This is a genomic window from Streptomyces saintjeani (assembly GCF_055409605.1).
This window is the reverse complement of sequence record NZ_CP189624.1, coordinates 4,272,724-4,294,534: the sequence shown is the minus strand read 5'-3', so window position 1 is coordinate 4,294,534 and position 21,811 is coordinate 4,272,724. Positions and strand designations below refer to the sequence as shown.

Here is a 21,811-nt window from a genome sequence, read left to right as displayed (position 1 = left end):
ACGTGCATTGCGGCTTGTTTACCGAACTTACACAAACGGACCTTCACATTTCTTTGAGCGTGTCGCATGTCACACCCGGTGCTCTGGACAGTGCTTCCCCGCCGGGTCTTGGATGACATCCGCTGTGCGTACGAGTTCTTGCGGGGAGGACTCTTCACCAGGCATGTCCTCCTCCGGAACCTGTATTCACCCGGAAAACACAGGCGTCAAAGACGGGGACATTAATGAAGGCACAAAGAGCAATCTGGCGCATAGTGGGCGCCGCCACGGCGGCGGGGGCTGTGGCGTGGCTCGCGATCGGCGCATCGGAAACGGAATCCGGAACCGTCTCTTCCGGGGCCGCTTCTTCTGAGGCCGTCTCTTCCGTGGCCGACGAATCGCCCGGATACGCGGTCGAGAAGTACGCCTATCCGCAGGCGGACAAGATCCTCGCGGAGAAGAACATCGTCCTGAAGCGCGGCGACGGGCACATCACCCTCGCCGACTGCGTCACCGGCACCGGCCAGCTGGAGGTGTGGGCGCACGACAAGGCCGACAAGATCTGCTTCGACGTGAAGGGGAACTCCGGCTGGCTCACGCTGGAGATCCCGGCGGTGTACGGCATCCGCGGCAACGACTACGCGACCCAGGTCGACATGACCGTCGGCACGGAGGAGAAGTCCTTCGACGTCGCGAAGAACGCCTGGACGCCGGTCGGGTCGAGCGCGGACGAGCAGGGGCGGGACCACATCCTCGTGGAGATCAGGAGCTCGAAGTAGCCGGTTACGGCGTGCTGGCCGCGTGACGGCGTGACGTTCGCGTGGCGGTCCTTTTCCCGAACTCCCTTTCCAGCTCCTGCCCTTGAGGAAATCCACGCCATGACACCACCCAGACCCCTCTCCCTGCGCCTGTCCGCGCTCGCGGCGGCCCTCGTCGCCGGCCCCGTCGCGGTGTGCGCCGCCGCTCCCGCGTCCGCCGTCACCGGCACGGCCGCGACCGGCACCACCTACGGCTACACCGCCCAGATCCTCGTCGGCGACTACGCGCGCGGCTGCTCCGGTGTCCTCGTCGACACCGAGTGGCTGCTCACCGCCGCCAGTTGCTTCGCCGCCGACCCGGCCGCCTCGCTGGCCGTGCCCGCCGGGAAGCCCGCGCAGAAGACGGTCGCGACGATCGGCCGCACCGACCTCTCCGGCACCGACGGCGCCGTACGCGAAGTCGTCGAGATCGTGCCGCGTACGGACCGGGACGTCGTCCTGGCGCGGCTGGACAAGCCCGTCGCCGGGGTGACGCCGGCCGTCGTCTCCACCACCGCGCCGGCCGCCGGTGAGCAGCTGACCTTCGCCGGGTACGGGCGGACGAAGACCGAGTGGGTGCCGCTGAAGCTGCATACCGGTGCGCTGACGGTTGATGCTTTTAGTGGAGCCACCGCGACCGTCACCGGTGTCGCCGATGCCGCCGCCTGTCAGGGCGACTCCGGCGGGCCCGTCGTCCGGGGCGGTCAGCTCGTCGGGCTCAACAGCCGGTCCTTCCAAGGCGGTTGCTTCGGCATCGACACCGCTGAGACCCGTACGGGGGGTGTCGTCGCGCGCGTCGACGACATCGCGTCCTGGGTGACCGGTGTCGTCGGCGCGCCGCGCGTCTCCGACTTCAACTGCGACGGCGTCGAGGACATCGCGGTCGCCGATCCCGGCGCGACCATCGGCGGCGACGCCGGTGCCGGGTCCGTGCGGATCGTGTACGGCGGCGGCAAGGGCAACGCCGAGATCCACCAGGACCTCGACTGGGTCAACGGCGGCGCCGAGGCCGGGGACGCCTTCGGGGACGCCATCGCCACCGTCGACTACAACGCCGACGGGTGCACGGATCTGGTCGTCGGTACGCCCGGGGAGGACCTGGGAGACGCTGTCGACGCGGGCATGGCCGATCTGCTCTACGGGGCGCCCGGCGGGCTCGGGACCGGCGCCCTGAAGGACGCCAACTACCAGCAGGGGAACGGGAACGGGTCCATCTCCGCGTCCGCTCCCGAGACCGGGGACCGGATGGGGGCGGCCGTCGCCGCGTCCGTCACCAACGCCGGTGAGCCGTACGTCGTGATCGGTGTGCCGGGGGAGGCGCTCGCCGGGGCGGCCAAGGCCGGTGAGGTGTTCTACCTCCAGGGCTCCACCAACGTCTCCGTCCACCAGGACAGCCTCGGCGTGCCCGGTGCGATCGAGGCGAACGACGCCTTCGGCACTGTTGTCGCCGCCGGGTCCAACCACTTCGCCGTGGCCGCGCCGAACGAGACGATCGGCACGCACGCCAACGCCGGCAACCTCGCCGTCTTCAACCCCAACGTCCTCAACTCCGAGAAGCGGCCCACCCCGCTCTTCGGGCTCGACCAGGACCTCGACACGGTGTCCGGTGGCGCCGAGGCGGGTGACCTCTTCGGGAAGTCGCTCGCGATCGTGTCGTACCGGCCGTCCGGGGCCGCCGCCGCGACCGACTCGATCCTCGCGGTCGGGTCGCCCGGTGAGGACCTCGACATCAGTGGGACGTCCAGCGTCGACACCGGGAACGTGCTGACGTTCCGGGTGACCGCGGCCGGTACCTACACGCAGCTCAACGGCTACTCCTCCGGGACCGCCGACGACGACGTCTCCGGTACCTCCGAGTCCGGCGACCTCTTCGGCTCGACGCTGGCGGCGGTCAACACGGCGCCGCGCGCGGTGAGTTCGGCGGCGACGCTGAAGCTGGCGGTCGGTGTTCCCGGCGAGGCGATCGGCACGACCGCCAAGGCGGGCGCCGTCCAGACGTTCTCGCTGCTCGGCACGCCAGGTTCCGGTGACCGCTGGCTGGAGGTCGGCGACGGCGACGGCATCCCCGGCACGCCGGGCGCGAACCAGCAGCTCGGCTCCAGCCTCTGGTACACGGGGACGAACCTGTACGTCGGCCTGCCGTACGGGCCTTCCGCGTACGGCACGCTCTACTCTCTGCCGCTGTCCAATGTGACTGCGGGCGGGGCTGTGGCTCCGGCGACGGTCTACCAGCCGGGGGCGGGGGGTCTGGCGGCCACGGGGGACCGGTTCGGGCAGTCGGCTCGGTGAGTGAGCCTGTGGCACCGGTGACGTAATCGCGGCGAACACCCCCGCTCGGCTTCGGCTGGGCGGGGGTGTTCGGGGTGGGGGCGGTTGGAGGCGTTCGGGGTGGGGGTGCCCGGGTTCTGCGGCTCCTGACTCCTGACTCCTTACTTCTTACGCCGCCGAGCCGCCTTCTTCTTGAGCTCGGCCTGTCCTCGCTTGGTCCAGTCGCCCTGGTGTAAGTGACACCGGGAGGTCCCCTTCATCGTCTTGTTCTGACAGGGCCCCTTGGGGGTGGGCCACTTGCACTTCCCCTGCTTCCAGTCGGCCATGACTGCTCCCCTCGGTCGGAACTTTCAGCGTGCGGGGGTTGGCGGGCGCGGGGGAGGGCGCGAATCGGACGTGGGAACACGGCCCCTTCCGGACCGCGCGGAATATAGCCGCCATACCTGTCCACGGAGGCATACGGTCGACCCAGCCGCGGCAAAGAAAGGACCACATGAACCCCGAGAAGCACCAACGCGCCCAGCACTTCGTGGACTTGCACCAGAAGGACGGCTGCTTCCTCCTCCCCAACGCCTGGGACGTCGGCAGCGCCCGCCTTCTGGAATCCGCCGGGTTTCCGGCCGTCGCGACGACCAGTGCGGGCATCGCGTTCTCCCTCGGCAGGCCGGATCACGGTTACGGGGAGGGGCGCGTCGACCGTACGACGATGCTGGGCCGGGTTGCGGAGATGGCGGCCGGGATCGGTGTGCCGCTCAGTGCGGATCTGGAGGACGGGTACGGGGCTTCGCCCGAACTCGTTGCCGAGACTGTCGAGTTGACGATCGCGGCGGGTGCGGCCGGTGGCAACATCGAGGACTTCACGGGGGATCGGGCTACTCCCTTGTACGACACGGCACTTGCCGTGGACCGTATTCGTGCGGCTCGCGAGACGGTCGACACGGACGGCGCCCCCTTCGCCCTGATCGGCCGCACCGACGTTCTTCTCACCGGCGGCACCCTCGACGAGGCGATCCGCCGGGCCAACGCGTACCTCGCGGCGGGCGCCGACTGCGCCTTCGTGCCGGGCGCGGCGGACGCGGAGACGATCGGTGCCCTGGTCCGGGGTCTCGACGGCCCCCTGAACGTCGTCATGGGGCTGACGGGCGGCAAGCTGTCGATGGCGGACCTGAGGGAACTCGGCGTACGCCGGGTGACGGTCGGAGGGAGCATCGTGCGGACGATGTACCGGCAACTCCTCGATGCGACAAAAGAGTTGGCCGAGCGCGGCACCTTCACCTACGCCGAGAGCCAACTCCCGCAGGACGAGATCAACGCCCTCTACGAACGCCAGTAACGCACCCAGTCCCCGGCGGCCCGAGCCATCCGCCTCGCCGGTTCGTCCTCGGCGATCGCGTTCCACACCTGGGAGTTGGCCTCGGAGAACACGCCTACGGCGACACGCGGCGCCGTCGCCCACGCCGGGAACCGCCCCCGGGCCCACAAGTCGGCGTCGTACGCGGTGTGTCCGGCGTCCATGAGGCGCAGGATCAGTACGGCGGGGTCGATCCAGGCGGCGCCGATCGTGGCCTGGGACCAGCCGACGAGGTGGGCGCGGTCGCCGACGAGGATGTCGTCCGGCGCGAGGGTCGTGTGCAACAAGGTGTCACCGGCGAGGAGTTGGGGATCGCCGTCGCGTGTCCAGGAACCCCAGCGACTCTCGGCGCGCCTCAACTTCACGTCCGGGCAAGGTGTGTTGCGTACCTCCTCCAACGCCCTTGCCGCGAGCGGGAGATCGGGGGAGCTGGGGGCGAGGTCGGCAGGGTGGCCGTCTATGTGGTCGTATCCGAGGAGGTCCCAACCGCCTTTGCGCGCACGCCAGTTCAGGCGAGGGGAGGCCATCGGGAGCCAGGGGTTCACCGCCGCTTCGCGGTTGTGCGTGTGGACCTGGAGGTAGTCGTCCGGTGCGCCCTTCACGAAGACGGTGGAGGCGGCGGTGTGTACGGTGACCGCCAGCAGACCGTTCCTCTGCTCCAACTCCCGTACCTGGCCCGCGCGTTCCTCCACCGCCCGACGCGCGGTGAGGGGCAGGTCGTCCCAGCGCATGAGCGCCCCCTTCTACTGCTGCACAACCACCTTCGGCTCCACCCCCGCCTCAACGCCCTTGTCCTCGGCGGGGATTCGCCGCAACAGCATCCAGTACCCCGCCCCCGCGACCGTACCCACCACCGCGCACGTCCCCCACAGCCAGTCCGCCCCCAGGTGGTCGATGACCAGGCCGGACATGAGGGGGGCGACGAGGGCGGCGGCGGACCAGGAGAGGGTGTACATGCCCTGGTAGCGGCCCCGGCCCTGGGTGGGGGAGAAGCGGACCACCAGCCCTGTCTGGGTAGGCGCGTTGACGATCTCCGCGAGGGTCCAGACGCACACCGTGAGGGCGAAGACGCCGACCGACCCGGCGAAGGCGGTGAGGCCGAAGCCGTACCCCGCGAGGGCGGAGGAGATGACCAACAGCCGTACGGGGTCGCGGTGTTCGATGAAACGGGTGACCGGGATCTGGAGGACGACGATGAGGATGCCGTTCACCGCGATCGCCGTTCCGTAGTCGGCCGGCGAGAAGCCCGCCTCGCCCATCGCCACCGGCAGCCCTACGGACCCCTGCTGGAAGATCAGCGCGACGAGGAAGGAGAGCCCGACGAGGGACATGAAGCGCCGGTCGCGTACGACGGTGGCGAGGGAGACGTTCGCTTCTTCCGCCGCCGCCTTGGGAGTTGGCCGGGACTCCGGCAGCTTGAGGAAGACGAGGATCGCGCAGACGAACGTCATGCCCGCCTCGATCAGGAACCCGGCGAGGTAGCTGACCTCCGCGATCAGCCCGGCACCCATCGCGGAGACGGCGAACCCGAGGTTGATCGCCCAGTAGTTGAGCGAGAACGCCCTCACGCGGTCCTCGGGGCGCACGATGTCCGCCATCATCGCCTGCACCGCCGGCCGCGACGCGTTGCTCGCTGCGCCGACCAGGAACGCGACCCCGGCGATCGCGACCGGGTCGGTGACGAACCCGAGCAGCGCCACCGAGAACGCCGTGGACAGCTGCGCGATCAGCAGCGTCGGCCGCCGTCCGAGCCGGTCCGCCATCACGCCGCCCGCGAGGGAGGAGACGACGCCGCCGAGCCCGTGCAGCGCGGCGACGAGACCGGCGTACGACGCGGAGTAGCCGCGGTCGAGGGTCAGGTACAGCGCCATGAACGTCGCGACGAACGCGCCGAGGCGGTTGACCAGTGTGCTGGTCCACAGCCACCAGAACTCGCGGGGGAGGCCCGAGACGCTCTCGCGGGTGGCGCGTCTGAGGGACGCGATGGACATGGGGACCCCCGATGTAAGTGGTGCAGGCGGTGATCGTATGTTACGAGAGGCGATGTTCCGGGAGCCAGCCGATTAACAGATCCCGTCAATGCACCGTGCGGCGCTGTGTCCCAAACCCTTCGATTACGCTCAGACGTATGGCCGACGCACCGTACAAGCTGATCCTCCTCCGCCACGGCGAGAGCGAATGGAACGCGAAGAACCTGTTCACCGGCTGGGTGGACGTCAACCTCAACGAGAAGGGCGAGAAGGAGGCGGTCCGCGGCGGTGAACTCCTGACCGCCGCCGGTCTCCTGCCCGACGTGGTCCACACGTCGCTCCAGAAGCGCGCGATCCGCACGGCCCAGCTGGCCCTCGAATCCGCCGACCGCCACTGGATCCCCGTCCACCGCAGCTGGCGCCTCAACGAGCGCCACTACGGCGCGCTCCAGGGCAAGGACAAGGCGCAGACCCTCGCGGAGTTCGGCGAGGAGCAGTTCATGCTGTGGCGCCGGTCGTACGACACGCCGCCGCCGGCGCTGGCCGACGGCACGGAGTTCTCCCAGTCCGAGGACCCGCGCTACGCCTCCATCCCCCCGGAGCTGCGCCCCCGCACGGAGTGCCTGAAGGACGTCGTCGTCCGCATGCTCCCCTACTGGTACGACGGCATCGTCCCCGACCTCCTCGCGGGCCGCACGGTCCTGGTCGCGGCCCACGGCAACTCGCTGCGCGCACTGGTGAAGCACCTCGACGGCATCTCGGACGAGGCGATCGCGGGCCTGAACATCCCGACGGGCATCCCGCTGGCGTACGAACTGGACGCGAACTTCAAGCCCCTCACGCCGGGCGGCAAGTACCTGGACCCTGAGGCGGCTGCGGCTGCGATCGAGGCGGTCAAGAACCAGGGGAAGAAGAAGTAGCCCCACGCCTGAACGGGCCCCCTCTCTGCGGTTTCTCAGCGGGGAGGGGGCTTCCTGGCAACCAGCGGCAGCGGCCAGCTGGCGCAGGCCACGAGTGCGCTGCCGTCCTCGGTGAGGAAGAGCAGGGTGAACCGTGTCCGATTTTCAGGATCGATCAGCGCTGTGCGCACAGGCCGGCCATATTCCCTGATGAGCTGCACTGCTCGCTCCAGGCCAAAAGGTTCGAATCCATGCATCCGCATGCGCTGAAGTCGGCGACTGAAGACTCCGGCATGCGCACCAGTGGGTTGTATCCGCTCCTCCACCGAGTAGGGGGCGCCGCTGCGGAGGGCGGCCAGAGCCAGCACGGAGGCCTCGTCATCACCGATCAACAGCGATTCCAGCACATGCCGTTCCATGGTCACCCCGTTTGGATCGTGCGGTACAGCAGCCAGTACCGCAACCCTAGTAACCGATCGCGCTAGAGCTACGGATCAGAGGTTCCCCCGTGCCAGACGGTGCGGGGAGCCACTGGGAACAGCGGGGAACCCATCCGCAGTCAACCAGGTGCCTTCGTCCCTTCGCCGCAGGTCAAGGCCGCAGCGAGCTCTGGATCACCTCAGCTTCCCAAGCTGATGTCACGCAGCTACGTAGGCCAGGGACGGTCTGTCAGCGGCGACCAGTAGCCTGCGACGATCAGCCGTCACGCGCCTGGAGATGCCGTGGAAGCTACCGCTCTCGTCAGTCCCGATCAGTTGTGGTCGGCGCAGGAGGTCTTGGTTCGTCCGAGCCCTGTGCCGACGGCGGCAGGGGTCTACGGGTGGCACTTCGAGCAGCCGCCCCACCCCGACCTGGACGCTGGGCGCCTGCTGTACGTCGGTATAGCCCCGCGGTTCATGGCGAACCGGACCAGCACGCAGAACCTTCGCAAGCGGGTGCGCTACCACTACCGAGGCAACGCGGCCGGCTCGACGCTGCGGCTCACCCTCGGATGCCTGCTCGGCCTTGAGCTGCGCCGTGTGGGCAGCGGCAAGCGGATGACCTTCGGCAAGGCCGGCGAAGCCACCCTGAGCCAGTGGATGGCGGACAACGCGCGAGTGTGCTGGATTAGGCAGAGCGAACCATGGGACCTGGAGTCACAGCTCATCTCCCAGCTCGACCTCCCGCTGAACCTGGACCAGAACCGCCATAACGCGTTCCACAGTCGTCTGAAGGAGATACGAGCCCAAGCACGCCAGCGAGCACGAGAGTTGCCTATCAGCTCGTAGGCCGTCGGACGGACCCCTCTCTGCGGTTTCTCTGTGGGGAGGGGGCTTGTTCGTTGTGTGCTGTTTCAGTTGTCCGTGTCCTTGGGGTGCCGGGTGGACGCGTAGACGAGGTGCACGGTGTGACGCGGCTCGTCGATGAGGTAGCGGCCCCGGCCGCCGGCGGTGATCTCGTACTCCCATTGCGGGTACTGCGTGCCGCCCAGGGTGGCGGTGGCGAGGCACAGGTCGCCCCATCCTTTCGCCGCTTCGTTCGTGGCGAACCGCAGACGCCATTCGGTGCCGACCGGTGGTGGTGGGACGTCGTCGCCGCGCTTGGGGCTCATGGAGCGGGTACCTCGCCGTGGTCCTCGTCCGGAAGGGGGGTGGTGAGCTGTGCCGTCAGTTCGGGGTCCGCGAGGATTCTCGCGGTGGCGCGCCACTCGACGATGACCCGGTGCAGGTTGGAGTACGCGTCCGACTCGACGGCGAACTCACGCACCTCTTCGGCGGAGAGGTGGCGGGCCCACGGAAAGACCTCTGGCTGGGTGACCGGGACGGCTCGGGGACCTTTGTCACGCTGGGTGATGTGAACGCGTCGGGCTCGTTCGACGCTGTCGGTAACCCGCTTGGAGTTCTGCGCCTCCGTCATGCCTGGGTCCTACAGTTCTTCGCCCGGGACGGACAGGTACGTCTCACGCAGTGCGCTGAGCGCCGGGTGGTCGACTGCCAGGGGTGTGCCGTCGATCGCCGACAGGGCTCGGACGCCGATCGAGGTGTTGGTGGCGAAGGCGGCCGGCATGGCCTTGGCCTCGTCGAGGGTCACGGGAGCGGTCTTGTACTCGGTGCGTTCCTGGAGCAGCGCGGTGGTCACGCCGGGGAGTACGGGGCCCTCCGGCCAGAGGACGGTGCCGTTCTCGTCGATGAAGCCCACGTTCCATGTTCCGCCCTCGGTCACGTGCTGGTCCGGGCCGGTGAACAGGGCGTCGTCGAAGCCTTTGAGGCGTGCTGAGCGGCGGGCGTGCAGTGCGCCGAAGAGGCCGCAGTGCTTGACCTCGGGAAGGTCACGCTCGTACCGCACGCTCATCACGGTGAGCGGCGGCGGGGGCAACTCGCCTGCCGGGCGTACGGTCACCATGATCCGGGGCTCTGTGGCCTCCTCGGGGTGGCCCATGTCCACCGCCGGGTCGAAGTGCGTGACGCGGACGACGCAGGGGCCGTTCCTCCCGTTCAGTGCCTTGCTGATCAGGTCGCGGACGTGGCCGGTGTCCACGGGAGCGCCGAACACGATCCTGCTGTCGCGCACGAGTCGTTCCAGGTGCAGGGACAGTCCACGGATGCGGCGATCGGCGTGGACGCGCAGGGAGGTGAAGTGTCCGTACGACGTCAGGGCCAGGGGGAGCAAGTCCTCTGCCGTCGCGGGGTGTTCGTCGAGGTTCGGCATGGCGCCCAGCATGGCAGTCGTGCACCTCCATGACGGGATGCACCAGCGAGGACGCGTGCCCTACCCGCTGTACTCCCAGGGGTTCAGCAGGAGGACGCCCGTTCGGGTCAGGTGTTTGGTGTTTCGGCTGACCAGGGTCCACTTGTTCGCGAGGGCTGTAGCGGCGATCAGGGCGTCTGGCGGGTCGATGGTGGTGCCGGTGGTTTTGAGGTGCTTGTGGAGAGTGAGGTAGGCGAGTGCTTCCCTCTCCCCGACGGGGGTGATGCGGTTGAGGTATTCGTGGCGGATGCCGTCGAGGGCCCGTTGGAAGGCGGACCTGCGGACGGCGTCCGGGGCTGCCGCCACGCCTGCCTCGATCTCCGCGATGGTGATGACGCTGAGGTGGAGTGCGGGTGACGGGGCCGAGCGTGCCCAGGCGACCACTGCGGGGGCGGGCTTCGGTCGTGTGGTGAGTTCGGTGACGACGTTCGTGTCGAGCAGGTAGATCACTCGCCGCCCGCCGCGTCGTCGTAGGATCGTCCGCCGAATTCCAGGCCCTCGAAGGGGGTAGAGAGCAGTCGGTCCAAGAAGCCGTCGTTTCCGAGGGTTGCCCAGCGGTGGAGCATATCGGGGAGGGCGTCGAGGTCGGTGTCGGCGAGTTCGGCGTCGAAGTGGGCGACCTGCTGCGCGGGCAGCGACTCCCGGATCTCCCGGATCGTCCGCAGAGGGTGACGGGGGTCTTCCGGCCTGTGCGGCGGTGGGTTTGGGGCGGTGCTCATGGTCGGCTCCTTCGCGTCGCGGCCCGGGGACTGGTCCCATGTCCAGGGTAGGGCGCGGGATCTGCGCGAGAGGTGGATCAGGTCAGGAAGTGGTCGAACTCGCCGGCTTTGGCGCCCGCGAGGAAGGCGGCGAGTTTGGCGGGGGTGGTGGTGATGGTTTCGGTGGGGTTGTCGCTTTCGCGCATCAGGATGTGGCCGTCGTGGAGGGCGATTTCGATGCAGTTCGGGCCGTTGCCCCCGGAGAACGATGACTTCTGCCACTCGATGGGTGCGCTCATGCTGGTGTGTCTCACAGTTCCCGTGCGATGTGGTGGATGAGCTGCCGTGACTCCTCCGGGTCGAGCGATTCACGTTCGGCGAGGTCGTGGAGCGCCGTGTACTTCTTGAGGTCGGCCTCGGCGTCCAGGTAACGGCCTCCGAACGAGGTGTCGATCTGGACTGTGTCCAACTGCGGGACGATCCCGGTGGCGTAGAGGACAGGCTGTGTGACCTCGATGAACTTCTCGCAAGTGAAGGGCATGACGCGTACGGTGACCGCTGGGCGGTGAGACGCCTCGATGAGGTACTCGAGCTGTTCCCGGACCACCTTTCGGCCGCCATAGCGCATGCGTAGGGCGGCCTCGTGGATGATTGCCGTGAACGGTGGCGGTTCGTCCCGATCCAGGATTTCGGCACGCTTTAGCCGGTGCTCGACGCGCGTTTCGATTTCGGCGGTGGGCCTTTTGACCATGGCGGCGGAGAACAGGGTGCGAGCGTAGTTCTCGGTCTGGAGCAGGCCAGGGAGGGTGATGGTCTGCAACGTACGCAGCCTGGTCGAGTGGTGTTCCAATTCCGCGATGTCCAGGAAGCCCGGGGCAAGAATGCCTCGGTACTCGTCCCACCAGAACTGACCCCGGTGCTCGCGCGCGATGGCGCAGAGCGCTTCGATCAGGAGTTCGTCGTCACACTCGTAGAAGGACGCCAGCCGCCGGATCCGCTCCTCGCTGACCCCGATACGTCCTGCTTCCAGGTGACTGATCTTGGCCTGGTCGACGGACAGCATCCCGGCAGCCTGACGCGAGGCCATGCCTGCCTTCTCGCGTAGTTTTCGCAGCTCAGCGCCGAGGCGTGCCTGACGCACGGTCGGGTTGTCCCTGGGTGGCATGAGTCCCTTCCCCTTTGCCTGATCTGCGTGTGTCGCTCACGGTCCCATGGTTCCACCCTGCTGCGTCAACCTTTGGTGAAGGATTGCCACGTGGCATAACTGCCCCCTACGGTGCTTCTCACGCAACGGACGCCCGCGTTGGGAGACCCCACCATGTCCTCTTCCTCGACCCCTCTGACCGTCCGCCTCATCGCCGCCAACGGCACCTTCGCCGCCGCCCTCCTCCGCGACCAGCTCGCCTCCCTCCTCCGGACGACCGGCCACGAGAGCCTCGTCGACTCCGCGCGGCTGTGCATGAGCGAGGTCGTTACCAACGTGTACCGGCACACCAAGACGCGGCTCGTGTACGTCAGGGCGGCGGTGACCGAGAAGGGGGTCACCGTGTTCGTGCGGGACGATCTGCCGTGTGTGCTGGCGATGCCCGAGGTGGTGGATCTCTGCGAGGGCGGGAGGGGCCTGTTTCTGCTCGACAGCCTCACCGACTCGTGGGGGACGCGGATTCACGGGACGCCGATGCCTACGGGGAAGGACGTGTGGTTCCAACTGGTCGAGGGTGGCAGGGGAGTTGCCTGATCGGCTGCGGTCAGGGAACCCGCCAGCCCGAGAGGTCCGCGAGGAACTCCTGATAGGAGCGATTCGACCCCTTGGGCTCCGCGAGGAGGCCATGCTTGAAGGCGGCGGAGACGATCTCGGGCCCGTCGCTTTCCCTGAAGCGTGGACTGGTGAGAACTCCTTCGAGGTCCTCCTTCGGAGTCTGCCGACGCCCGCTGTCCTTTCCCTGCCACGCCGTCGGGATGGTCCACGAGAGCCGGTGGAGGGTGAAGGCTTTGGGGAAGAGGAGGAGCCACGCCTCGGACTCGGCGGCGGCAAGCGCGTAGACGGAGGAGGAAGCACCCGCAGCCTTGGACAACGCGTTCGAGACAGCCTTTCGGGCGGTGTCGTAGGCAGGCCCAGGGCAGGCGTCCATGTCTTCGTGGACGGCGATCCCTACGAATTCGCACGCTTTCAGCCGGGCTTTGCCACGTGCTTTGCTCACCAAGGTGCCTGCGGCCGTTGCCAGTTCTGCGCCCGACTTCTTCCGCAACCGCACAGGGTCGGTGATCTCGGTGAGCGTGACCTTGGCTGCGAGTTCGGGATGGGCGGCCTTGATGAACGTGGCCAGCATGCGGCGATCATTCGCGCTCTCGCCCGCGAGTACGACCATACCCCGGCCTGCGGACGCGGGTATCCGTTTGCGGCTCACAGGTCGTCCTCTGTCAGGTCGCCGCCCAGTACTCCGGAGAACCACAGCTCGCCGAGGGGCTGATCGCCTGTCTCCGCGACGATTTCCGTGATCTCGTCCGTTGTCAGGGCGGGAATGATGGAGGCGCCGCTTTCGTCGCGGTCGCACACGATGAATTCGTGAGGCTGCAGCCGGTCGACGAGTGCGGGCGAATGGGTCGCCACGATGAACTGTGTTCGCGTCGACGCTTCCCGCATGCGCTCCACGATTAGTTCGAGAGCCTGAGGATGCAGACCGTGGTCGATCTCTTCCACACATGTCAGCGCCGGGGGGCTCGGATCGTAGAGCATAGCCAGCAGACCGAGCAGGCGCACCGTTCCGAATGACGCGTCGGCGAGGGGGGTGGTCCGGCGTAGACCGTGTTCGTGGAGCACCACGGCAAGGCGTTCCGCGAACCCTCCAACCTGCTCGAATTCGATGGCATCCAACTGCGGAAGAATGCGGCGGGCGTCCTTCGTGAGGAGTTCCCAGCGTTCTTCGTCGGTGCTGAGCCGAACCAGGAAGGCGGCCAGGTTCTCGGCATGGGAATCCAAGCGGCGGGCCTTGAGTGAATGAGCGCGTGCGGGTTGGCGGGCAGCGGTGACATCGACATCGAACACCCTGAAGGATGACAATCGGTCGGCGACTCTGGTGACTTCCTCACCGCCGTCCGAACGGCCCAGCCGAGGGAGGGTGGACAAGCCACTGCTCAGCCGCTGAATACCGAAACGACCTCCGTCGGAATCCCGGCCGGCCTTTCTGTCCACAACGCGGGCCTCGTCACCGGAAATGGTGATACGGCGGCCTCGACCCTGTGTCCGCTTGAACTGGAAACTCTCCTGGCGCGACAGGCTGTAGGAGTCGCGGTTTCCCGGTGAAGAACGCCTGCGAATGGTCAGCGAGTATTCGTCCGGCGCTTTCGCGCTCGCATGCGTTGTCCAGTCCGCTTTGAGTCGGATTGTCATCGATGTGGGCGTTTTGTCGCCACCCCAGAAGGAAACTTCGTCGAATCCGCCACGCTCGTCGAGCGCGGGCTGGAGGTCGGTTCGGATGATCGAGGCGAGGAAGTCGAACACCTTCAGTACATTCGACTTTCCCACTCCGTTCGGGCCCACGAGGACGGTGAGCGGACCGAGCGGGATGGTCACGTCACGGAGACTGCGGAAGTTCTCGACATGGAGTTCGAGAAGGCGGCCGGGCATGGGGCAAATCTATCGGGTAGTTGATCGCCCGGTAGCGTGTACGGCTGGTATGACTTGGCCTTGCTGAAAAAGCTCGGCTCGCCGAACTGGACCCGCGTAGCTTCGAAGCGGTGTGGGGGGGGCGGGCCGGAGGTCGAGCACAGGGTCAGCATGTTCGAGTTCGTCGGGTACGGCGTGCTGGGTACCCGGGAGCCGGTTCACGCAACGCCGACGGCCGATCCCTCGTCTGGCAGGGGGAACAGCCATCCCCTGAAACGGAGTGCCCGGTGCTCGTAGGACTGCTGACCGCCGTCGTGGCCTCGATTTGTTATGGCACGGGCTCCGTGTTGCAAGCCGTTGGGTCGCGGAAGTCGGCTCGGCGGCAGGCTGAGGCTGGGGGGCAAGTGACCGCGCATGGTGGGCCCAGCCTTTCGTCCACCGCGCAGGCCGCGATGACCTGGGAGTTCATCGTCGGGACCGTGCTGGACTTCGTCGGGTTCGGGCTCGGCGCGCTGGCCGCCCGGCTGCTGCCGCTGTTCCTGTCGCAGACGGTCATCAGCGCGAACCTCGTCATCACGGCCGTACTCAGCGTCAAGATGCTGGGGATTCGGCTTACGCGGGCGGAGTGGACGTCGATCGCCGTCGTCTGCTCGGCGCTGGTGCTGCTCGCGAGCGCGGCGGGCCCCGAGGGGAGTGGGCATACGCCGATCAGTACGCACTGGTGGCTTCTCGCGATCTCCGTGCTGCTCATCGTGGGCGGCACTGTCCTCGTCCGGCTGCTCGGTGCGCGCGCCGCGATCCTCGCCGGGCTGCTCTCCGGGCTCGGGTTCGGGGCGCTCGGGGTGGGGGTGCGGGTGTTGAACGGGGTCGATCCGTTTGATCTGGGTGCGCTGCTCGGTGACCCCGCTCTGTACGCGATCCTCGTCGCCGGGATCGGGGGCATGTACCTGCACACGGTCGCCCTCCAGATCGGCTCGGTGAACGGTGCGACGGCCGCGCTGGTCGTCGGCGAGACCGTACTCCCCGGCATGATCGGCGTCTGGTGGCTGGGCGACGCGTCGCGCCCCGGGTTCGGGTGGCTCGCGGTGATCGGGTTCGTCCTGGCGGTCTCGGGGGCGGTGGCTGTGGCCTGGTTCGGGTCGGAGGAGGAGGCGGCTTCGGACGACGCCGTCGGGCGGGAGCCGGAGCGGGTGCCTTAATCGGGTGCCGGTGAAGATCGACGGACGTAAGTTCTCGGGCCATGGACTGGCTTACCTGGCATGACGCGTACGACAACCCCGACTCCTACCTCTCAAGTCGCCTCGCCCTGGTGAAGGAACGCATCCGTGAGGCCCTGGACGCCGCCCCGGCAGGCGAGTTGAGGGTGGTGAGTCTGTGTGCGGGGCAGGGGCGGGATCTGATCGAGGTGTTGGCCGAGCATCCGAGACGGCGGGATGTGAAGGCTCGGCTTGTCGAACTGGACCCCCGTAATACCGAGTTCGCCCGGGAGTTGGCCGCAGCGGCGGGGCTCGATCAGGTTGAGGTCGTGACCGGGGACGCCTCGCTCACCGATCATTACGTCGATTTCGCGCCCGCCGACATCGTCATGGTCTGCGGCTTGCTCGGGAACGTCGTACGCGCCGACATGAAGCGCATCATCGACCACTGCACGGCCCTCTGCCGAACCGGCGGCACGCTCGTGTGGACCCGTACGCGGCACTTCGGCACGCCGCTTCAACAGTGGCTGGAGGAGCGGGAGTTCGAGCCGGTGTGGGTGTCCGGGCCTGAGGTCGAGCACGGGGTGGGGGCGCACCGGTACCGGGGAGTCACCGGGCAACTCCCGGTCGGCGTCAGCATGTTCGAGTTCATCGGGTATGACGTACTGGACGCGCGGGAGTTGTGAGCGGGGTCAGTCGGAGGTCGGCTCCAAGTGGTAATCGTAGGTGTCGAGTTCGAAGGTGAGTCCCGTGAGCGCTGCGAGCTTGGCCGCTTGTTCCGCCGTCACCCGGTAGACGTGAACGAGGTCGTCGGGGTGCGTGATGTGGAATACCTCGGCAATGGTCTGATCGCCGAGGTGCGTCACGTCCCACCGGTCTTCGGTGAAGTCTTCGTCCTTGTGGTACCGGGCGATTCTGTAGATCATCCCCGGCACCCTACGCGACCGTCGCCGATTCAACATCTGCCTTAGCGAAGTGGAGTGACCCTCACGTATCGTCAACTGACCGCAGTTCAGCGGGGTTTGCTCAAGAAGATCTGGCGTTTTCGCTTTGCGGAGCGAATCTTGGTGCTAGCGTGATACGCAACAAGACAACAGTGGCCCCATCAGGGCCCGGAGTGCTGCTAACACTCCGCTGATGGGGCCGTGACGACACAAACTTGAAGGAAACTGTCGCCATGCGCCATTCTATCGCGCACACCATTTTCGCCTGCCTGCGTACCCTGCTCTCCCTCGTCCTCCCCGGGACGGGCCAACGCCGTAGGGCCGCCGTGCACACCGCCCCGGCCCCCGAGCCCGTCATCCCCGAAAGCCCCTGGTCACGGCCCTGGCTCTCGCCGTCCAAGGAAGAAGCCGCCGAGATCCTCCGCCAGCGGGCGGAGCTCCAGGCGCAGGCGAAGGCCGCCTACAACCTGCGGCGCCAGCGGGAACGCCGCCGGGTGCTGGAGTTCGCGGCGATGGGGATCGACTACCCGTACGTGTACCCGGGTTCGCCGTTCGGCCCGGACGAGTTCGAGGTGCATGTGTGAACTGCCTTCTGCGTCAAGGCAGTTGAGATGCTCAGCTGGGTTTCGTCAGGTGGCTGAACGCGTCGAGGTTGCGGGTCGACTCGCCGCGTGACACCCGCCACGCGTACTCCTTGCGGATCGCGGAGGCGAAGCCCAGCTCCAGCAGGACGTTGAACGCGCCGTCGGCCGCTTCGAGGGTCTGGCCCAGGAGGCGGTCGATCTCGTCCGGCGTGACCGTGGCCAGCGGCAGTCGGGCCGTGACATAGATGTCCCCCAGCCGGTCGACCGCGTAACTCACCCCGTACAGCTTCAAGTTGCGTTCGAGGAGCCAGCGGTGGACGGCCGGTTCGTTCTCGTCGGGGTGGCGGATCACGAACGCGTTCAGCGAGAGGGAGTGGCGGCCGAGGCGCAGGGAGACCGTGGTCTTCAGCTTGCGGGTGCCGGGGAGTTCGGCGACGTACGTGCCCGGCTCCGGGGACTCCCAGGAGACGCCCGCCTCCCGGAGCGCCGCTTCGATCACCTCGTGCTGGTCAGCCATGGTGCGAGCGTACGTGCTGGACGGCGGCGGCGTAGACGTCGGCCGTGGCGGCGGCGGCCGTGTCCCAGCCGAAGCGCTGGGCGTGGACGGCGGCGGCGTGGCCCATGCGGGACGTCAACTCCGGTGCGTCCGCGAAGCGTTCGAGGACGCGGGCGTAGCGGGCGGGGTCGTGGCCGTCGACGAGGAAGCCGGTCTCGCCGTCGCGCACGGCGACGGGGAGGCCGCCGACGGACGCCGCCAGGATCGGCGTACCCGTCGCCTGCGCCTCTATCGCGACGAGGCCGAAGGACTCGCTGTACGAGGGGACGACCAGCACCGACGCCGCGCGGAACCAGTCCGCCAACTGGGCCTGGCCGACGGGGGGTCGGAAGCGGACGACGTCCGCGATGCCGAGGCGCGCGGCGAGTTTCTGGAGGCCCTCCGGCTTCGCGAGGCCGCTGCCGCTGGGGCCGCCGACGATCGGGACGACGATGCGGGTGCGCAACTCGGGGCGGGCGTCCAGGAGTTCGGCGACGGCCTTCAGCAGGATGTCCGGCGCTTTCAGGGGCTGGATGCGGCCCGCGAAGAGGGGGATCAGGGCGTCCGGGGGGAGGCCGAGGCGTGCGCGGGCCGCCGCTCGGCCGTCGCCCGGCGTGAAGCGGTCCAGGTTGACGCCGGGGTGGACGACGGCGACCTTCGCGGGGTCGGCGTGGTAGTGGTGCACCAACTCCGCCGCTTCTTCAGCGGTGTTGGCGATCAGGCGGTCGGCCGCGTCGACGATCTGGGTCTCGCCGATGACACGTGCCGCCGGTTCGGGGGTGTCGCCGTCGGCCAGGTTCGCGTTCTTGACCTTCGCCATGGTGTGCATCGCGTGGACGAGGGGGGCGCCCCAGCGCTGGGCAGCGAGCCAGCCGACGTGACCCGAGAGCCAGTAGTGGGAGTGGACCAGGTCGTAGTACCCCGGCCTGTGGCCCGCCCACGCCTGCATCACGCCGTGCGTGAAGGCGCAGAGCTGGGCGGGGAGGTCCTCCTTGTTGAGTCCCTCGTAGGGGCCGGCGTCCACATGGCGTACCAGTACTCCGGGGGCAAGGTCCACCGTGGGAGGTAGGCCACCCGTGGTAGCCCTCGTGAAGATCTCCACCTCGATGTTGATCGCCGCGAGGCGCTGGGCCAGCTCGACGATGTACACGTTCATCCCGCCGGCGTCCCCGGTGCCGGGCTGGTGCAAGGGCGACGTGTGCACGGAGAGCATCGCGACACGGCGCGGCCTGCGCTGCGGGAGCCGCAGCCGCGGGGTCGTGGCCGGGGAGCGACGCCCGAGCCGGCTGACGTACTGGCTCACGTGGCGTTTCCTCCTTGCTGGCGGTGCTGCGGGCATGACAGAGGGAGGCTGGCGCGCCTTCCAAGGGGGGCAACAGCGGAGGGGGTGAGGCGAATTCCCGGGGCGGATACTTTTCCGAATCATTACTCTTACGGGTCAACCGTGCGGCGGGGTCACGGCAACCGCCATTCGAGCGCCGCACGCGACGTACCGAGGAGACGCACAGTGACCGCCCCGCCCGAGGAGACGTTCCCCTGCCCCTGCTGCGGGCACCTGATGTTCTGGGAGCTGGGCAACTACGACATCTGCGACGTCTGCTGCTGGGAGGAGGACGTCACGCAGCTGCGCTACCCGTGGTGCGTTTTCGGTCCGAACGGCGGCCTGAGCCTCATCGACGCGCAGGCGAACTACGTGCGGATCGGTGCCGTGCGGGAAGACCTGCTGCGGTACGTCCGTCCGCCGAAGGACGACGAGCCGCTCGATCCCGGGTTCCGGGTCATCGACCTCGGGCGGGACGTCTTCGAGGCGGAGTTCACGCGGACGCCCTACCCGGACGACGTCACCGAGCTGTACTACTGGCGGCCCACGTACTGGCGGCGCCACCTGCGCCTACCCTCGTAACCATGAGCCCCCGTCCCGTCGGAACCGTCACGCGTGGGACCACCAATCCCAATCGGCTGCGGCGTATGGATCGGTGGATCGCCGACGTGCATGGCGCTGTGCTGCGGCGGGTCGCGGAGCCTGTCGCCGTTGATCTGGGGTACGGGGCCGCGCCCTGGACCGCCGTCGAGTTGTTGGCCCGGCTGCGGGGGGTCGCGCCTCGCGCGCGCGTGGTGGGTGTCGAGATCGATCCCGCGCGCGTGGCCGCCGCCGCGCCGTACGCGCGCGAGGGGCTCGTGTTCCGGCACGGGGGGTTCGAGGTGCCGGTGGAGGGGCGGCCTGTGCTGGTGCGGGCCGCGAACGTGTTGCGGCAGTACGACGAGGACGCCGTCGCGGGGGTGTGGGAGCGGGTCTGCGGGCGGCTCGCGGCCGAGGGGCTGTTCGTCGAGGGGACCTGCGACGAGGTCGGGCGGCGGCACGTGTGGGTCGCGCTGGGGCCGGAGGGGGCTCGGACCGTGACCTTCGCCGCGCGGCTGGGGTCGCTGGAACGGCCGTCCGATCTCGCCGAGCGGCTGCCCAAGGCGCTGATCCACCGGAACGTGCCGGGGGAGCCCGTGCACGCGTTCCTGCGGGACTTCGACCGGGCCTGGGCCGCCGCCGCGCCGTACGCGTCGTACGGGGTGCGGCAGCGGTGGATCAGGGCGGTACGGGATCTGGCGGGGGTGTGGCCCGTCGTGGACGGGGTACGGCGGTGGCGGCAGGGGGAAGTGACCGTGGAGTGGGGGGCGTTGGCGCCTCGGTGAGGCGACCTTGCCGGTGGGTCTGCCGCGCGGGTTCCTCGTGTCTCGGCTGTCTTGGCGTGTGGGTGGGGCGGCCGACGCGCGGCTTGCCGGAACGCGTCGAGCGAGGTCGCTTGCGCCATGAGGCGGGACACGGCCGCGTCCAGGTGCCCCGTGCATCCCGGCCCCTCGGCACGTTCACCCCATCGAGTGACCGGCCGTGGGAACGCCTCCGTTGCGCCGTTCGTCACACAGGCATCGGGCGGGTCATGGCGGCGCGGGAAGTGGGGAGGGAAGGGTGGAGCGTGCGGTGGGGGAGTGGCGGCAAGGGCGTACAAACCCTGTCGTTTTCGATCGGAGCGTGACACGATCCACCGGGGTCCGGAAGTTACTGACGGTTAATCAGTTGGGGGAAGCGGTATGGGTACGGGGAAGCGCGCCCTGGTGGCTACGGCCGTGAGCGTCGTCTGCGCGGTGACGGTGCTCGTGCCCGCGACCACGGCGTTCGCGGCTCCCGATCCGGGGCCGAGCGTGAGTCCTACGGGGGCGGCGGCCGTAACTCCCCTGCCCAACAAGGACCTTCAGGCCGTACGCGCCCGCCTGGACGCGCTGTACCACGACGCCGCCGTCGCCACCGACGCGTACAACGCCGCCGAGGAAGCCTCGAAGGAGCAGTCCGCGACGCTCGTCGCGCTGGCCCAGCGGATCGTCGACGGCAGGGAGCAGCTCGCGAAGCTGAAGGACCGCGCGGGGGCGGCGGCGCGCGCGCAGTACCGCGGCGGGGGCCTGCCGGACGAGGCGAAGCTGATCCTCAGCGACGACCCCTCCCAGTTCCTCGACGACGCGGGGCGGGTCGCCCAGGGGCAGAAGGCGACCAAGGGCTTGCTCGCGCAGCTGACGACGGTCCAGGCGGACCTTGAGCAGTACGCGCGGGACGCCGCCGTCCAGTGGCAGAAGCTGGAGGCGGGCCGCAAGGCGAAGGCCGCCGCGCAGAAGCGGATCGAGCAGCAGATCGCCGCCGCGAAGAAGCTGGAGGCCGCGCTCCAGAAGGAGGAGCTGGCGCGCCTCGCGGAGCTGGAGCGGCAGGCGGCCCAGCAGGCGCAGACGAAGTGGCTCGACGCGAACACGGAGGTCGTGGCCGGGAGCGCGGCCGGTGCGACGGAGCAGGGTGCGAAGGCCGTCGCGTACGCGCTGGCGCAGCAGGGCAAGCCGTACGAATGGGGCGCCGAGGGGCCGCTCTCGTACGACTGCTCCGGGCTCACCTCGCAGGCGTGGGCCGGGGCGGGGAAGGCGATACCCCGGACCTCGCAGGAGCAGTGGCGGCAGCTCAAGCACGTCGACATCGCGGACATGCGCCCCGGCGACCTGATCGTCTACTTCTCGGACGCCAGTCACATCGCGATGTACATCGGCGAGGGGCGGATGGTCCACGCGCCCAGGCCGGGGCGGACGGTGACCGTCGCCGGGGCGGGGTCGATGCCGATCCTGGGGGTGGTGCGGCCGGACGCGTAGGGGTGTGAACCGGGTTACGTGACGCGCGGCACGCGGGCTTGATCCGAAACCTCGCCGGGACGTGACGTTCGTCATCCCCGCAC

The 21,811-nt window shown here is 68.5% G+C and carries 27 protein-coding genes; 12 read left to right on the top strand and 15 right to left on the bottom strand.

Going from position 1 to position 21,811, the window contains the following annotated elements; all coding sequences use genetic code 11:
* The first annotated feature begins 224 nt into the window (after nt 1–224).
* The 3 genes from ACQCO7_RS19425 (at nt 225) to ACQCO7_RS19415 (ending at nt 4,377) form a co-directional block, all read left to right on the top strand.
* Nucleotides 225–758 (top strand): hypothetical protein, encoded by a 534-nt coding sequence (locus tag ACQCO7_RS19425; RefSeq protein ID WP_464073050.1) that lies wholly within the window; start codon nt 225–227, stop codon nt 756–758.
* Between the two features lie 99 nt (nt 759–857).
* Entirely contained in the window at nt 858–3,065 is a 2,208-nt protein-coding gene (locus ACQCO7_RS19420) for a trypsin-like serine protease (protein ID WP_464073049.1), read from the top strand.
* A 472-nt stretch (nt 3,066–3,537) separates the two neighbouring features.
* Complete coding sequence (locus tag ACQCO7_RS19415) at nt 3,538–4,377, top strand: isocitrate lyase/PEP mutase family protein (protein ID WP_464073048.1); 840 nt, start codon at nt 3,538–3,540, stop codon at nt 4,375–4,377.
* Here ACQCO7_RS19415 and ACQCO7_RS19410 read toward each other — a convergent pair.
* Together ACQCO7_RS19410 and ACQCO7_RS19405 are read right to left on the bottom strand one after the other, a co-directional pair.
* Complete coding sequence (locus tag ACQCO7_RS19410) at nt 4,362–5,126, bottom strand: aminoglycoside phosphotransferase (protein ID WP_464073047.1); 765 nt, start codon at nt 5,124–5,126, stop codon at nt 4,362–4,364. The two genes, ACQCO7_RS19415 and ACQCO7_RS19410, sit on opposite strands and share 16 nt — an antisense overlap.
* Before the next feature lie 12 nt (nt 5,127–5,138).
* Nucleotides 5,139–6,386 (bottom strand): MDR family MFS transporter, encoded by a 1,248-nt coding sequence (locus ACQCO7_RS19405; RefSeq protein ID WP_464073046.1) that lies wholly within the window; start codon nt 6,384–6,386, stop codon nt 5,139–5,141.
* 137 nt (nt 6,387–6,523) lie between these two features.
* Here ACQCO7_RS19405 and ACQCO7_RS19400 point away from each other — a divergent pair, with 137 nt between their 5' ends.
* Complete coding sequence (locus ACQCO7_RS19400; protein WP_464073045.1) at nt 6,524–7,285, top strand: phosphoglyceromutase; 762 nt, start codon at nt 6,524–6,526, stop codon at nt 7,283–7,285.
* Nucleotides 7,286–7,320: 35 nt separating this feature from the next.
* Here ACQCO7_RS19400 and ACQCO7_RS19395 read toward each other — a convergent pair whose 3' ends face one another.
* A complete protein-coding gene (locus ACQCO7_RS19395; protein WP_464077243.1) occupies nt 7,321–7,683 on the bottom strand; it encodes a hypothetical protein in 363 nt (120 codons plus the stop codon).
* A gap of 357 nt (nt 7,684–8,040) precedes the next feature.
* Between ACQCO7_RS19395 and ACQCO7_RS19390 the strand changes: the two genes are divergently transcribed.
* Nucleotides 8,041–8,532: a GIY-YIG nuclease family protein gene (locus tag ACQCO7_RS19390; RefSeq protein ID WP_464073044.1), complete on the top strand. Its 492-nt coding sequence runs from the start codon at nt 8,041–8,043 to the stop codon at nt 8,530–8,532.
* Between the two features lie 65 nt (nt 8,533–8,597).
* On the opposite strand, the gene ACQCO7_RS19385 is transcribed toward ACQCO7_RS19390, so the two are convergent.
* The 7 genes from ACQCO7_RS19385 to ACQCO7_RS19355 all read right to left on the bottom strand — a co-directional run bounded on the left by ACQCO7_RS19385 (nt 8,598) and on the right by ACQCO7_RS19355 (nt 11,854).
* Nucleotides 8,598–8,855 (bottom strand): hypothetical protein, encoded by a 258-nt coding sequence (locus ACQCO7_RS19385; RefSeq protein WP_464073043.1) that lies wholly within the window; start codon nt 8,853–8,855, stop codon nt 8,598–8,600.
* Complete coding sequence (locus ACQCO7_RS19380) at nt 8,852–9,160, bottom strand: prevent-host-death family protein (RefSeq protein ID WP_464073042.1); 309 nt, start codon at nt 9,158–9,160, stop codon at nt 8,852–8,854. Before ACQCO7_RS19380 ends, ACQCO7_RS19385 begins: the two co-directional genes overlap by 4 nt.
* A 9-nt stretch (nt 9,161–9,169) precedes the next feature.
* On the bottom strand, nt 9,170–9,952 hold the full coding sequence (locus ACQCO7_RS19375; RefSeq protein WP_464073041.1) for an aminotransferase class IV family protein: 783 nt from the start codon (nt 9,950–9,952) through the stop codon (nt 9,170–9,172).
* Between the two features lie 60 nt (nt 9,953–10,012).
* Entirely contained in the window at nt 10,013–10,441 is a 429-nt protein-coding gene (locus ACQCO7_RS19370) for a PIN domain-containing protein (RefSeq protein ID WP_464073040.1), read from the bottom strand.
* Nucleotides 10,438–10,710, bottom strand: coding sequence for a hypothetical protein (locus ACQCO7_RS19365; RefSeq protein ID WP_464073039.1), 273 nt, complete (start codon nt 10,708–10,710; stop codon nt 10,438–10,440). The genes ACQCO7_RS19370 and ACQCO7_RS19365 overlap by 4 nt, the downstream gene beginning before the upstream one ends.
* Before the next feature lie 77 nt (nt 10,711–10,787).
* Entirely contained in the window at nt 10,788–10,988 is a 201-nt protein-coding gene (locus ACQCO7_RS19360; protein ID WP_464073038.1) for a DUF397 domain-containing protein, read from the bottom strand.
* Between the two features lie 11 nt (nt 10,989–10,999).
* Nucleotides 11,000–11,854, bottom strand: a complete 855-nt coding sequence (locus ACQCO7_RS19355) for a helix-turn-helix domain-containing protein (protein ID WP_464073037.1) — start codon at nt 11,852–11,854, stop codon at nt 11,000–11,002.
* Nucleotides 11,855–12,007: 153 nt separating this feature from the next.
* Here ACQCO7_RS19355 and ACQCO7_RS19350 point away from each other — a divergent pair, with 153 nt between their 5' ends.
* Entirely contained in the window at nt 12,008–12,427 is a 420-nt protein-coding gene (locus tag ACQCO7_RS19350; RefSeq protein ID WP_464073036.1) for an ATP-binding protein, read from the top strand.
* 10 nt (nt 12,428–12,437) lie between these two features.
* Here the strand turns inward: ACQCO7_RS19350 and ACQCO7_RS19345 are convergent, their stop codons facing one another.
* Together ACQCO7_RS19345 and ACQCO7_RS19340 are read right to left on the bottom strand one after the other, a co-directional pair.
* Entirely contained in the window at nt 12,438–13,019 is a 582-nt protein-coding gene (locus ACQCO7_RS19345) for a hypothetical protein (RefSeq protein ID WP_464073035.1), read from the bottom strand.
* Nucleotides 13,020–13,093: 74 nt separating this feature from the next.
* On the bottom strand, nt 13,094–14,317 hold the full coding sequence (locus ACQCO7_RS19340; protein WP_464073034.1) for an AAA family ATPase: 1,224 nt from the start codon (nt 14,315–14,317) through the stop codon (nt 13,094–13,096).
* 266 nt (nt 14,318–14,583) lie between these two features.
* On the opposite strand from ACQCO7_RS19340, the gene ACQCO7_RS19335 reads away from it, so the two are divergent.
* On the top strand, nt 14,584–15,495 hold the full coding sequence (locus ACQCO7_RS19335) for a DMT family protein (protein WP_464073033.1): 912 nt from the start codon (nt 14,584–14,586) through the stop codon (nt 15,493–15,495).
* Nucleotides 15,496–15,536: 41 nt separating this feature from the next.
* Nucleotides 15,537–16,178 carry a methyltransferase domain-containing protein gene (locus ACQCO7_RS19330; RefSeq protein WP_464073032.1) on the top strand — a complete coding sequence of 214 codons (642 nt, stop codon included), beginning with the start codon at nt 15,537–15,539 and terminating at the stop codon, nt 16,176–16,178.
* A 6-nt stretch (nt 16,179–16,184) separates the two neighbouring features.
* Here the strand turns inward: ACQCO7_RS19330 and ACQCO7_RS19325 are convergent, their stop codons facing one another.
* Nucleotides 16,185–16,418, bottom strand: a complete 234-nt coding sequence (locus tag ACQCO7_RS19325) for a DUF7683 domain-containing protein (protein WP_464073031.1) — start codon at nt 16,416–16,418, stop codon at nt 16,185–16,187.
* Nucleotides 16,419–16,669: 251 nt separating this feature from the next.
* On the opposite strand from ACQCO7_RS19325, the gene ACQCO7_RS19320 reads away from it, so the two are divergent.
* Nucleotides 16,670–17,020: a hypothetical protein gene (locus ACQCO7_RS19320; RefSeq protein WP_464073030.1), complete on the top strand. Its 351-nt coding sequence runs from the start codon at nt 16,670–16,672 to the stop codon at nt 17,018–17,020.
* Nucleotides 17,021–17,051: 31 nt separating this feature from the next.
* On the opposite strand, the gene ACQCO7_RS19315 is transcribed toward ACQCO7_RS19320, so the two are convergent.
* Together ACQCO7_RS19315 and mshA are read right to left on the bottom strand one after the other, a co-directional pair.
* Nucleotides 17,052–17,537, bottom strand: coding sequence for a type III secretion system chaperone family protein (locus ACQCO7_RS19315; protein WP_464073029.1), 486 nt, complete (start codon nt 17,535–17,537; stop codon nt 17,052–17,054).
* Nucleotides 17,530–18,858, bottom strand: coding sequence for a D-inositol-3-phosphate glycosyltransferase (mshA, locus tag ACQCO7_RS19310; RefSeq protein ID WP_464073028.1), 1,329 nt, complete (start codon nt 18,856–18,858; stop codon nt 17,530–17,532). Before mshA ends, ACQCO7_RS19315 begins: the two co-directional genes overlap by 8 nt.
* Before the next feature lie 204 nt (nt 18,859–19,062).
* Between mshA and ACQCO7_RS19305 the strand changes: the two genes are divergently transcribed.
* From ACQCO7_RS19305 to ACQCO7_RS19295, 3 genes are all read left to right on the top strand, one after another.
* Complete coding sequence (locus ACQCO7_RS19305; RefSeq protein WP_464073027.1) at nt 19,063–19,458, top strand: CPCC family cysteine-rich protein; 396 nt, start codon at nt 19,063–19,065, stop codon at nt 19,456–19,458.
* A gap of 2 nt (nt 19,459–19,460) precedes the next feature.
* On the top strand, nt 19,461–20,240 hold the full coding sequence (locus ACQCO7_RS19300; RefSeq protein WP_464073026.1) for a class I SAM-dependent methyltransferase: 780 nt from the start codon (nt 19,461–19,463) through the stop codon (nt 20,238–20,240).
* Nucleotides 20,241–20,636: 396 nt separating this feature from the next.
* Nucleotides 20,637–21,728, top strand: coding sequence for a C40 family peptidase (locus tag ACQCO7_RS19295; RefSeq protein WP_464073025.1), 1,092 nt, complete (start codon nt 20,637–20,639; stop codon nt 21,726–21,728).
* Nucleotides 21,729–21,811: the final 83 nt, after the last annotated feature.